This is a genomic window from Bacillus fungorum (assembly GCF_002746455.1).
In the GTDB taxonomy this organism is placed as follows: Bacteria; Bacillota; Bacilli; order Bacillales; family Bacillaceae_G; genus Bacillus_A; species Bacillus_A fungorum.
Genome location: NZ_NWUW01000015.1, coordinates 45,367 through 58,588, shown reverse-complemented (window position 1 = coordinate 58,588; position 13,222 = coordinate 45,367). Strand labels below are relative to the sequence as shown.

Sequence of the window (13,222 nt, the reverse complement as noted above, 5' to 3'; positions counted from 1 at the left end):
ATGCAATAGGTGAAATAAATGTTGAATTTAGTCGAAAAAAATATATTTACAAATCGTAGAATATGTACATATAGTTGTAACTGTAAATATTATCCGTTTTGAAATATTTATAAAAGGAGAAATTCATATGAAGGAAATACAAAAGCAATATGAAATTGTAGAAGAATTGGATGCAACAGTAGGGCAAGAAGCATTATGGATAGCTCATCAAATGGAATTAGAAAATGGAATGAACAATGAAGCTACCATAATAAAGCTAAAAGGAAATCTTCAAATAGATACTTTTAAGAAAACGCTTACTTTAATGGTACAATCTCATCCGGTGCTACGTACACTATTTATTAAGAGAGACGAAAAAATTAAACAATTCATTCAAAAGAGTATAGATTTTGATATACCAATTAAGGATTTAACCGCTTTTAAAAACACAGAACAAAAATTTATTTTAAAAAAATTCTTAGACTCTATAGTGAATGAGAAATTTAATTTAGAAGAAGGTCCTTTGTTTAAATTCCACATCATTAAATTGAGTGAAGATGAATTTATTTTACATATGATTTTTCATCACATTATTTATGATGGATGTAGTTTAGGAATTTTTATCCGACAATTGTCTCATACGTATTGTGAATTACTACAAGAAAATACGGGTTTAGTATTAGAATCTCCTTATAAGAGCCTTGTTGAATTTGAGGCAGGTTTTATTGACAGTGCAATATATAGAGAAGGATCATCCTATTGGAAAGATTATTTACAAGGTGAATTACCTCCTACAGAGTTTCCTGCTCCTATTAATAAAATGAATGAACCGATATATACGAACAAAAATATAAGCAAGAATATTGATGCCGATCTATTTTATCAAATACAATGTTTTGCTAAAAGAAACAACATAAGTGTCTATCGGGTTATGTTAAGTACTTATTGTACCTTGCTTCATCAAATGACAAATGCTGAAGAAATTATTGTAGGTATTCCAATTAATACTAGACCACACACGGAAGAAGGGAATGCTTTTGGTTATTTTGTTAATACATTACCTATACGTATAACAATAGAAAAAGGGGATACATTTAAGGGAATACTTAACAAGGTGAATAAATCTGTTCATTTGGCTATTAAGTATAAACATAATCCATATTCACATATAGTAAAAGATTTAAATCTAAATAATACACATCATAATATGATATATTCAACAGCATTTAATACGGTAAGGATACCTCAATTGAAAATTCCCGATATTGAGTCCACAGTTTTAACAGATTGTAAAAGAGTAAATCCTTTTAACATGACCTGGAGAATAATGAGATATGAAGGGGAAACAGAGAATAAAATTGAGGTTGACTATAATTCAGCATTATATAAACCAGATAGTATGAATAACTTAGTTGAAAGATATATATATTTGTTACAAAAACTAATGAAGAATGTGAACGAACCTATCCATTCATTGGATTTGCTTTTAGAGAAAGATCATCGTCTATACAAAGATATGAACTCAAATGCGCTTACGTATCCTAATTCAAAAACACTAGATCAATTAATTGATCTACAAGCATTAAAATCGCCAAATCAAATAGCAATTTCAATGGGGGATAAATCCATTACCTATTATGAATTGCAGCAAAGGTCAAATCAAATTGCGAATTATTTACGTAAAAATGATATAAAAAAGGGACAATGTGTAAGTATTACTATGGTGAGAGAGATCGATACAATTGTATGCATTCTAGGTATACTAAAATCAGGTGGAGTTTATGTACCAATCGATCCAAAGTTTCCTGAAAAAAGAATAGAATTTATATTAAAAGATAGTGAAAGTCAAATGATTATTACAAAGAAAGAATTCAGGGGATTAATTAAAAGTTTTGCAATTCATACAATTTTTATAGAGGATTTTCATTACACTAATTCTATAGAAAATATTGCATCTACACATAACATAGAAGATGCTGCGTATATTATCTACACGTCAGGTTCAACAGGTTTACCAAAAGGAGTAGTTGTACCACATAGAGGAGTAATTAATTTATCATATTCATTAATGAATCAATTTCATTTAGACAAAAATGATGTATTTTTACAATTTGCAACAATGATTTTTGATGCCTCCATTATGGAAATGTTTCCGATTTTGTTATGCGGAGGAAGAATGCATGTAATTTCTGAAATGGAAAAACGTTCTGCAGAAGAATTTATAAATGTAATTAACAAGAATGGTATTACATTTGTTCTTTTACCAACTGCATTTTTTAAATTAATAGCTGATATGCCAAAAGAAATGTTGCTGAAATTAAACTCTTTAAAAGGTGTATTTGTAGGAGGGGAAACATTACCTTCTGAATCAGTTCGTAAATGGCAAAGCAAAGTAGGGTTAAAGATTCCAGTTCTTAATGCATATGGTCCTACTGAAGCCACTGTATGTACAACCATTTATGAAGTAAATCAAGAGATACAAAAAGAAATTTCTAATATCCCAATAGGTAAACCAATTGCTAATAGTGAAGTTTTCGTGGTTAGTCCGTTCAATACATTATGTCCGTCAGGTGTAGTAGGTGAGTTACTTATTGGCGGTGATGGAGTTGCCAACGGATATTTAAATCAAAAGGAAAAAACAAAAGAGGCGTTTATTTCTTTCGATAAATCCTTTAATCATGATAAAAAGATGTATCGTACTGGAGATTTAGTACGTCTTTTACCGAATGGAAACTTAGAATTTATCGGAAGGAAAGATAATCAAGTAAAACTACGTGGGTATCGAATTGAGCTTGATGAAATAGAAAGAGCATTATTTAAACACCCAGAGGTAAAAGATGCAGTAGTAGTAACTTATCAAAATGACAAAATTGCTAGCTTTTATGTATCAAAAGACAATACAGAGATAAGGCAAGAGGACTTAAATACATTTTTAAGTGAAAGTTTACCAGGTTTTATGATGCCAAATTATATATTTCATCTTAAAATATTTCCATTATCACCAAGTGGTAAGATTGATAGAAAAAAATTAGAATTACAAATCCCATCTTTACTTGAAAACATGCAAAATCAATATGTACCACCAATTAGTGGCACAGAAAAAAGGTTGGCAAAAACATGGTCAGAGATTTTAAATTTAGGGAAATATAGAATTAGTAGAGATGACGACTTTTTTAAACTTGGGGGACATTCATTAATTGCTGTGCAAGTGTTAAACCAAATTCAAAAAGAGTTTTATTTGAAAATAGAAATTAGAGATATTTTTGAGCATACAACAATTGCTACTCTGTCTGCTTACATCGATAAATTAATGAAAGTAAATCATGATAGGGAAGAACATAAGATGCAAGTATTAAAAGTTGCAGATAAGGAAAGTTATAAGTTATCCAGTGCTCAAAAGAGAATCTGGTTTTTAAATAAGTATAACGTTATTAATAGAGTATATGATACACCACTACACATATATATTGAGCCAAGTTTAAAAAAAGATATTTTACAAGACACCATAAGATTTTTAGTTGAACGACACGAGATGCTGCGAACAGTGTTTATTGAAAAAAATGGGGAGCCTAGACAAGTTATACAAAAATCAATAGCGATTGACCTTATTCATGATGAGATTGAACACATGACTAAAAAGGAACAACAAGAATATATACGTAGAACAATAAGTCAAACGGATCATACACCATTTGATTTGGAAAATGGACCGCTTTTCCGGATTAGAATTTTTAATCTTGATAAGAAAAAATCCTATTTATATATCAATTTACATCACATTATTACTGATGAGTGGAGTGTAAGGAATTTATTAGATGAATTAATGAAGGTATATAGTGCCTTTGCTAAACGAAGAAACCCTGAGTTGCCAAATATTTCTAATCGATATGTAGATTATGTTGAGTGGGAACAGGAGCAGTTAAAATTAGGTCGGTGGGATACAGAAAAATCTTATTGGATGGCCGAACTTGCAGCACCTCTTCCTATACTAAATCTTCCTTTAGATTTTAGTAGGAATCGTCAAAGTACAAATAGAGGTACAGTATTTGAAGTGAAGTTAGATAATAAAATGAAAGAGTCTTTGAAACAAGTATGTGAACAAGAGAATGTTTCGATGTATATGCTATTCTTGGCAGCATATATTCAATTGTTACATTATCTAACGGATCAAAAAGATATTATTGTAGGTACACCGGTTGTTGGAAGGAATTATCAAGAATTTGAACAAATACAAGGTTTTTTTGTAAATACTTTAGCCATTAGAACACAATTAAATGATGTGAAAAATTTAAAACGGCTATTACAAGTAGTGAGAGAAAAATGTTTGAATTCTTTCCAAAACCAATCATACCCATTTGATAAAGTAATTGAACAAATAAATCCTGATAGAATCTTTGGAAATACCCCAATCTTTTCTACTATGTTTAGTTATCAGAACGATATTTTGCAACAGCATGATGGGTACAAGCTTCAACTGTTACCTAATAAACAAGATGTTAGTAAGTTTGACATTTCTTTATCCGTTGAAGAAGGATTGGATTATGTAGGAATTTCATTTGAGTACGATATTAATCTTTTCAAGGAAGAATCAATTAATAGGTTTACTCAAAATTTATTTAATATACTGAATGCATTTATTCATCAAAGAACAGTAGCATATGAAAACCTTTCATTCCTATCACAGGAAGAGGAATCTCTATATAGAAAGGTAAATGATACAGAAAGACCATATCCTTATTTTCAAAATATACAGGAGCAATTTTATAAGCAAGTAGATAGACAATCAAATCGGATTGCTATAGCGACTGAAACAGAGTCTTTGACATATAAGCAATTAAATATGAGTTCTAATCAAGTAGCTCAACATTTGCTTGAAAAAGGTATAAAAAAAGGTGACAAGGTAGCTATATTGTTAGATAGAAGCATCAATAGTATTGTTTCTATGATTGGGATATTAAAAGCCGGTGCTGCCTATATACCAATCGATGTAAAATATCCCGAGGATAGAATTAATTATATAGTAAGTGACAGCGAGGCATGTAGAATTATTACGAATTACAAATACAAAAATCATTTGAATTTAAGTAGTTATAACGTTTCAATAATAGAGGATATATATCGTACGAAAATAAATGATGATGTTAAAATTTTAAATAAACCAGATGACTTGGCCTATGTAATTTATACATCAGGATCAACAGGCAAACCAAAAGGTACATTATTAACGCATAAAGGAGTATTAAATTTAGTTGAATGGAGAAATGAAGTATTTCAGATTTCTCCAAATGATAAAGTAACACAGTTTTATTCTCATAGTTTTGATTCTTCTGTATCGGAAATTTTTTCTACTTTGTTAAATGGAGCGGAACTGTATGTATTAAGTGATGAACAGCGCTATTCAACTGTCGAATATGCCCAAGCAGTCCAAGAAATACAAGCAACTATTTCTGATTTACCAACAGTATTTTTTAATGAATTATCGACATCATTAACTAAACCGGATAGCGAGAAGATGCGTTCTTTAAGATTTATGATAATGGGAGGGGAAGCTGCATCAACAAATGCTATTAGGAGTTGGCAAAATACTTTTAAAAACCAAGTGCAACTGGTAAATGAGTATGGTCCTACTGAAGCAACTGTTTCAGCGATGTACTATTTCATACCAGAATTAGAATGCGAAAATAACATTTTAGGTAGCATACCGATTGGTATTCCAATTTCTAACACAAAGGTTCATATATTGAATTCATATATGCAACATTGTCCGGTAGGTGGCATAGGTGAATTATATATTGAGGGCCTAGGATTAGCCAAAGGGTATTGGAAGCAGGAAGAGAAAACAAAACAGGCATTTATTTCGAATCTATTTTCAGCAGATAATAGTAAAAGATTATATCGAACCGGTGATTTAGCAAGGTGGTTACCAAATGGAAATATAGAATTTATGGGAAGAAAAGATAAGCAGGTTAAAATTAGAGGGCACAGAATTGAATTAGGGGAAATAGAAGATGCAATGTTACAACTTAAGGGGATAAATCAAGCCGTGGTAACACAAACGAAAGATGGGATGTTACTGCAAGTTTATTATAAAACAGTGGACGCTATAGGGATAGAAAAAAATAAGTTAGCTGTATATTTATCAAATGTATTGCCAGAATATATGATCCCTAAATATTACTCTCACGTGTTAGAAATACCAATAACGGCGAATGGGAAAATTGATTTTGAAAAACTGCCTGCAATAGAGCTTGACCATGAGCAAAAGGATGAGTGTATACTTAAGCCTCAAACTAAAGTGCAAAAAAACATTGCAAAGGTATGGTCTGAAGTTCTAAACATAAAATCTATAGGTTTAAAAGATGATTTCTTTAATTTGGGTGGACATTCTTTAAAAGTTATGCCGGCATTAGTTAAATTAAAACCGTTATACCCTAACTTGAAAATTCAAGATTTCTTTAAGTATAGAACAATAGAAAAATTAGCCTCTTATATTGAAGAGATGGAAAATATGTCGTTAAAGAAAGTTAAAAATATGAATGTAGCATGTATCGAAAGTGAAATGAAAACGACTCCTATTTATAAAAGAAATAAATTAGAAGAATGTGAGATAGATAGGGTGAATTATCCAAAAGTAGTTTTCCTTACAGGAGCAACAGGATATTTAGGAGCACATATTTTAGAACGGTTATTACAGTTACCATCTACGATTATTTACTGTTTAGTAAGAAAAAATGAGAATCAAGTACTTGATGAAAAGTTAAGAGAAAGAATGCGATTTTATTTCAGTAAAGAAATTATTCAAAAGTTGGAGGAGAGAGTAGAAGTAATTGAAGGAGATTTATCTTTGATAAATCTAGGTCTGGATTCAAAGACAGTGAATCGTTTAAAGAGTAGCGTAGAGTCAATAATACATTGTGGTGGAGAAGTTAGACACTATGGAGAACGTGAGCATTTTCAAAAGGTAAATGTTCAGTCTACAAAATACTTAGTAGAATTAGCTAAGAATGCAAATGCACGTTTTCATTATATATCGACTTTAAGTGTGGTAGGGCAGGCTGAAAGCGATCCAAAAGAATTTAAATTCTTTGAGTCTAATTTTGATAGAGGGCAAAATTTAGATAATGTGTACTTAGAAAGTAAGTTTCAAGGTGAGAAAATGGTCAGAGAGGCAATGGAAAAAGGAGTTCGTGCTACGATATACCGTGTTGGGAATTTAGTGGGTAACTCTAAAACGGGTAAATTTCAATTCAATATTAATGAAAATGCTTTTTATAGATTATTGAAAGGGATATGCTTATCTAACGTAGCACCTGAAATCAATACGTATGTGGATTTAACACCTGTGGACTATGGAAGCTTAGCTATTACGGAACTATCTTATAAGGCTAAAACAGTAAATAAGACCATGCATATTTGTAATCCAAATCAGCTAAAATGGGAAAAATTTATTAATAGTTTACAAGCTTTTGGATACGATATCCTGTTAATGAAACAAGAAAAATATATAGAGAAGTTTTTTAATACGAATCTAACTACTGATGAACAGAAAGCTTTAGAGCTCATAATGCCTTTATTAGAATCTGTAGAAGAGCTATCAGTAGCTATACCATCTTGTTTATACACGCAAGGATATTTGAAGAATGTACATTGTTTAGAGCCAAATCAAGGATATATCAATTTATTGTTAAATTATGCCATGAGTATAGAGTATTTACCATTAATTAAAGAACCAATACTTTTATAGCATATATTATTGACTTTGAACAAAAAAGAATCTGTTTTGCAAAGGTACTCACACGAGGTGATTATAATCCTGACCAATCGCAAAATGTACAGAGTAAATTTGATCAATATATACAGTTACATCCAGAAATAGAAACAATTTGGCTCATCACCGTAACTTGGGGTTGATTTTTAAAAATTGAATAAATTTCTGAGGAAAGCTATAAAAAAAGTGAACACTCACGTATCGTAATTGTTGTCGAGACAAACCACGATAGGAGTGTTCACTTTGTCCCTTAATTTTATCAAATCTATTTTACCGTTACCATCTTTTTTACGATTTGCACGCCTCGTGATCAGGAACCAGCTGTTTTTCCTGTTCAAGCAGCGCCTCAATGTATTTTGTGCCCTCTTTGTTTCGGAAACACACACTGCCATGATAAAAGGATTCGTCGCTTTCGCCACGGTTTTGCTTGGCGTATCGGGGTGCTTTGGATTGAATTAGCGGTGCCTAGTCAACGTTGTACACAGTGCAATTATACATTTATTTTTGATTACGGGTTAGGGCTGATTCGTTCTTCAACAGCCTCATTTCGTCGTGAAATTGTACAGCGTTGTAAGGGACGCGCTTTGTCAGATGTCGCCCGCGAATATAACTTGCCTTACACCACGGTAGAACGCTGGTTTTATTGGTATGCACCTGAACAACTTCATGATGAAATAGCTACTCGAATTTGTGTAGATGAGTTTGCGATTCGTAAAGGGCACACGTATGCAACGAGTGTGCTAAATGCAGATACAGGGCGTGTTTTAACTGTCGTTCCGAATCGTAATCAAGAGGCAATCGAAACAGCACTTTCCTCTATAAAAGGGCAAGTAAGAGCGGTCGTGAGTGACTTGGCACCCGCAATGGCAAAGGCGATTGGGATCGTGTTTCCTCAGGCCATTCATGTGCTGGATCGTTTCCATATCGTCCAATTTTTTACCGATGCTTTACAAAGACGAAGACGCTACTTCGGAGAAGCCAAAAAACATCACACATCGCGTTTTATCAATCGTTGTTTAGCCTGCCAGCCACCCGCCTTGACACAAGAAGAGCGTGGATTTGTCGCTCAGTGGCTGACAGAGGATGAACACATACGTCATATTTATCAAGCTGTACAGCACATTCGTTACGTGTTCAAATCCACTACATCCACACAGGCAAAAAGACGATTAGCTGATTGGATAAAACGCTACCAATTCCATGTTTGCGGTGCGGTTGCGAAAATCGTGAAAAGCTTCGTATTACGTGAGAAAGCGATGCTCGATACAATTGTGTCACCTTTATCCAATGGAATCATGGAGGGAACGAACAATAAAATTAAACTTATCAAACGGCGTGGGTTTGGCTACAGAAATGATGACCATCTTTTCTTGCGCATTCGCTTAGAAACAGGACATTGATTTTATCAACCCCATCTTTCGGTGATGAGCCTTAATATTACCAGGAGTCACCATGACTGGATTGCATATACATAATTGTACTAGAACTAGTAGAAGTAGCTTTTTCTTTAGAATCTGATTGTGAAGGGAATGCTAATCCTACAGAAATTGTCCGATTGGAATATCTATCCTTTTTCATTTCAATCACTTTCCACTTTATTTCTTCTGGGTAATGAACTCTTGTCTTCAAACCAAAAACACCTCCATTGAATTTGCATACTTAGTATGCGAATTCAGGAGGTGTTTTTTTCATGTACCACTATTCGGGTTCACTTCATTTCAAAGTAGTTTTTTTCTATTTTATTTCAAGATGGATTCACAATTCGTGGCTATGGTGGCGAATTCGGATATTAAATGAAATAAGCGCTCATTTGAGTGTCTTTTCTTTATGAAAAAAATCAAACAAGGTGCAGGGGAGGATAGGGCTCAAGAAGAAACATCCTCTTTTAGAAAAAAGCTCACTTTCATTTCCTTTATTTTATTGAGCATATCGTATTTAACTCATTTTCTCCAAAATTACTAACAGAAGTATACATTTAAAACAATATAAATAGAGAGAGCAGGCTATCGGCATTTCATTATTTACAGTTTAAACTCATTGAAATCTGCCGATCTACAAAGCCGAATTCTTTATATAGTTCCCTTGCAAAGTTTTTTGCATGAACATTTAAGCGTATTTCTTTATGTCCTTTTAAAGCTAATTCGTTTATTCCTGCCTTCGTCAATTTCTTTGAAAGGTTTTGACCACGATACTCTGGTAAAACATATAATTCGTAAATAAATCCTATATTTTCTTGTGAAAAATAATCTTTACCACTGCCGATTAGAATCCATCCCTTTAAGTTGTCATCATCTTTAAGTACTAGGTAGTATGCCCCGTGTTCTAGTGCCATTTGTACAATCTCTTTTACTCTTTTTTTTGTAGGTTTAAAGGTCTTAGCCGTTCCTTCGTATAGAGCATTATCTGATTTTGCTAAAATTTCATTTAAATCATTTTTATTAGCGTGTGTAATCATATTTTTCCCCCTTTGTTTACATAGTTATCGTTATCAGTAGTCAATATATCTTGAAACCTACCAAAGTTAATTGGGAGGTTTTCCAGTTTGAATAATAATGAATGACCTGAATTATTAAAGTCATTATTGCAATGCCAGCTAAGATTACAAAATTTATTAATCCCAAATCTAATAGATATATAGCTATTAGTGAAATGACTACATAAGGGGGTGAGACTAATAAATTTTAAAAACTTTTTTATAAAAAAGTTCGTCTTTTGGGATTATATAATTATTGAACATAAATATTCCTTCTTTCCTATATAAATTTATTATACACTTAAATTTTAAAAGTATTTAAAAATTATAGGGTGTTCAAGAAACAACAGGTCTAATAACTTTTAATTTCTTCGAGTTTATTTTATGTGAGATAAAAAGCATTGAAACCATTCTTGCCCTATGTAAACAAAGACGAAGTCTTCAAAGAGACTCCGCCTTTTCAATGTACAATGAAATTCAACAATTACTAAGAATCAATTTCCTTATTTTGCTCTTTTAGATACTTATTGGAAGTATTCGTATTCTGAAACATAAAATATATAACTATAATTAATGATAGTGTCCCTAATATAATATTCACACCATAAAATCCTACTACGTCTAGAAGAAATCCAATTAATAACATTGATATCTGTAATACAATACGTTCAATCATCAATTTGAAAGCAAAAAAACGTCCATGAAGATTTGAAGAAATATTTTTCTGGCTTATGGTGTTAAGCATTGGATTAAATAAACCATAAGCAAATCCAAATAAAATAAAGGCAAGTATAGGTATAAACATAATCTCTGATTTCAATAATAAAAATTGTACTAATGTTATAATAATTATAGAGGAATACAGTATTGATAGTGGTTTCATTTTATTCTTTAGAATAAAGAGAAGGCTACTTGATACTATTATTGAAATGCCTTCTACTGAATATAGTATGCCCTTAATAAATGAATTCCCTTGGATTTCACTTATCTGAATTACAAACAAATTAAATCCAGAGATAAAGATAAGGGGGATAATAGAAAAAGAAATAATCATTTTTAAAAGTAGATTTTGTTTAATAATAGGGAATATTTCCCCGAATGAAACTTTTTGTCGCTTCTTTTGTTTCACTCCAAATTGAACTTCATTTGATTTTTCAAAATCTAAAAAAATAATCAGGATTAACACAATTAAAAATATTGCTAGAACGATTAAATAAATTGTCCACAATGATAAAAATAATAATAGTATACCACCTATACTTGCTCCAAATATTCTTGCTAAGGTTACCATGTTTAAATTTAATGCATTAACTTTTATTAAACCATCTGGACTGCTGATTTTTGGAAGTATAGCTTGAACAGTGGGTTCGAAAAAGGCTGCAGAACATCCAACTCCAATGCTATATAAAAGCATCCACCATACTGAATCAGTAAATAATGCTATAAACATAGCACTCACAGAAATAATGCGCATACATCCAACCGTTACTAATATATATTTTTGTGATATCTCATCAATAAGTCGCCCCGCATAAGGAGCGATAAATACACTAGATACACTCCCCATTACTAAAAACATTGATTGTAATAGATGAGAACTCACATTCTTCTGTAAAAATTCAAGATTCCCTATAATTCCAATCCATAATCCCAATTGAAACAATAATTGACTTGCCAATATAATTAGTAGATTTTTATTGAAAATTGTTGTATTACTAACACTCATCTTGCATCTCCTTGATAAACCTTAAGTCTCTTCCTAAAGTATGAGCTAGTTTAGATTTTTTGCCTATACCCGAAATTCCTAGTACAATCTCTTCGGAAGGTCTGATATCTAGCATTTCTTCTACTAGTTGATCATTTAAATGACCAGAGAAAAATGCACCTAAGCCGAGATAATTGGCGGTTAAGTAACTAGTTTGGCTGAGATGACCTAGATCCATCATTATTACTCTATAGGTTCTTGGGCTTTGATATTTCCACATTGACCTTTCTAAACATGCAGTATAAAACATAACAACAGCTGCACTATCTACATAATTTTGTCCGGCAGCCATATTCATAACTAGATCTGACATATCATTATTTATCTTAATTACCTCTAAAGAGTGATCTTGAGTAGAATAGTGATAAAGTCCATTTGGAATACCCTGTACATTCAGTACACAAGGGTATACCTCTATTGGATGACGGCAGCCGGCAGATGGACTTGTTTTAAAAACTAATTGATCAATACCAACGTTTCTTTTACATGACTGAATACCATAAGAAAGATAAAGAAAAGTTGAAAAGTCCTCTATACTAATGGGTTCATTCTCAAATGATCTTGTAGTTTGTCTTGTTGTTAATATTTCTAAGAAATCCCCTTTTCCATTTAATTGAGGATTTGGCAGCCGAATTTTCTCGGAATTTGGAATAGTTTTATATAGTGGTGGAGGTGGGCAGATTTCTTTTTTTATTTTTAATCTTTCATATTGTTCACTTTTACTTAAATAGGAATCTGTATGTAGTAGGCGAGTACTGAAATGAAAGTATTTGCTTACCGTTCCCCAATCTGACCAGTGTTTAAGATCTAATTCTTGCTTATGCCGTTCTGAATCTTTCTCTACTAAGAGATTACTTGTTATAAGTTGCTCTATGGCAGTATCTAAAAATTCTTTTGTAAAGTGGGAATTTTTAGATATCAATTCATAAACGTCTTCTTTTTCACGCCAATCGGAAAAAAATTCAATAATTGGATTAATTATTGGACTAAGACTGTTCTGCTCGTGATTAATATAGTTATCACATATAAGGTGGCCATCTCTCCAAAAATATACAATGTTCTCTGAAACTTTTATCATATAAAACAGCCTTTCTATGCATTTTAGTATAAAAAAAGTTAATGCTCGGAAAAAATACCGAGCATTAACTTTTTTAGTTATTTTTCAGGCGAAGTTTCTGTATGCTCATCATTAATACGTTTTTGATAATCTGAAACATAAGATTTAAAAATTGACATA

The 13,222-nt window shown here is 31.9% G+C and carries 5 protein-coding genes and 3 pseudogenes; 3 read left to right on the top strand and 5 right to left on the bottom strand.

All coding sequences use genetic code 11. The features are described 5' to 3' along the window. Positions 1 to 127 precede the first annotated feature (127 nt). From CO726_RS19805 to CO726_RS19795, 3 genes and pseudogenes are all read left to right on the top strand, one after another. Positions 128 to 7,723: a non-ribosomal peptide synthetase gene (locus tag CO726_RS19805; RefSeq protein WP_099685412.1), complete on the top strand. Its 7,596-nt coding sequence runs from the start codon at positions 128 to 130 to the stop codon at positions 7,721 to 7,723. Between the two features lie 35 nt (positions 7,724 to 7,758). After that, positions 7,759 to 7,866: pseudogene (locus tag CO726_RS19800) on the top strand (cache domain-containing protein); the annotation flags it as partial. A gap of 144 nt (positions 7,867 to 8,010) precedes the next feature. Then, entirely contained in the window at positions 8,011 to 9,147 is a 1,137-nt protein-coding gene (locus CO726_RS19795) for an ISL3 family transposase (protein ID WP_099685411.1), read from the top strand. Positions 9,148 to 9,253: 106 nt separating this feature from the next. On the opposite strand, the pseudogene CO726_RS33205 reads toward CO726_RS19795, so the two are convergent. The 5 genes and pseudogenes from CO726_RS33205 to CO726_RS19770 form a co-directional block, all read right to left on the bottom strand. Next, positions 9,254 to 9,376, bottom strand: a pseudogene (locus CO726_RS33205) (IS3-like element ISBt2 family transposase); the annotation flags it as partial. A gap of 388 nt (positions 9,377 to 9,764) precedes the next feature. Then, positions 9,765 to 10,202 carry a GNAT family N-acetyltransferase gene (locus CO726_RS19785; protein WP_099685409.1) on the bottom strand — a complete coding sequence of 146 codons (438 nt, stop codon included), beginning with the start codon at positions 10,200 to 10,202 and terminating at the stop codon, positions 9,765 to 9,767. Positions 10,203 to 10,242: 40 nt separating this feature from the next. Then, positions 10,243 to 10,484: pseudogene (locus CO726_RS32540) on the bottom strand (hypothetical protein). Positions 10,485 to 10,707: 223 nt separating this feature from the next. Continuing rightward, a complete protein-coding gene (locus tag CO726_RS19775; protein WP_099685408.1) occupies positions 10,708 to 11,946 on the bottom strand; it encodes an MFS transporter in 1,239 nt (412 codons plus the stop codon). After that, the gene (locus tag CO726_RS19770; protein WP_099685407.1) at positions 11,936 to 13,063 is read right to left on the bottom strand and encodes a SagB/ThcOx family dehydrogenase; all 1,128 of its coding nucleotides are present in this window, start codon (positions 13,061 to 13,063) and stop codon (positions 11,936 to 11,938) included. Before CO726_RS19770 ends, CO726_RS19775 begins: the two co-directional genes overlap by 11 nt. Positions 13,064 to 13,222: the final 159 nt, after the last annotated feature.

Bases quoted from the DNA above. Each gene is read 5' to 3' on its own strand.
- CO726_RS19805 (WP_099685412.1), top strand. From the start codon at position 128: ATGAAGGAAATACAAAAGCAATATGAAATTGTAGAAGAATTGGATGCA.
- CO726_RS19770 (WP_099685407.1), bottom strand. From the start codon at position 13,063: ATGATAAAAGTTTCAGAGAACATTGTATATTTTTGGAGAGATGGCCAC.
- CO726_RS19785 (WP_099685409.1), bottom strand. From the start codon at position 10,202: ATGATTACACACGCTAATAAAAATGATTTAAATGAAATTTTAGCAAAA.
- CO726_RS19775 (WP_099685408.1), bottom strand. From the start codon at position 11,946: ATGAGTGTTAGTAATACAACAATTTTCAATAAAAATCTACTAATTATA.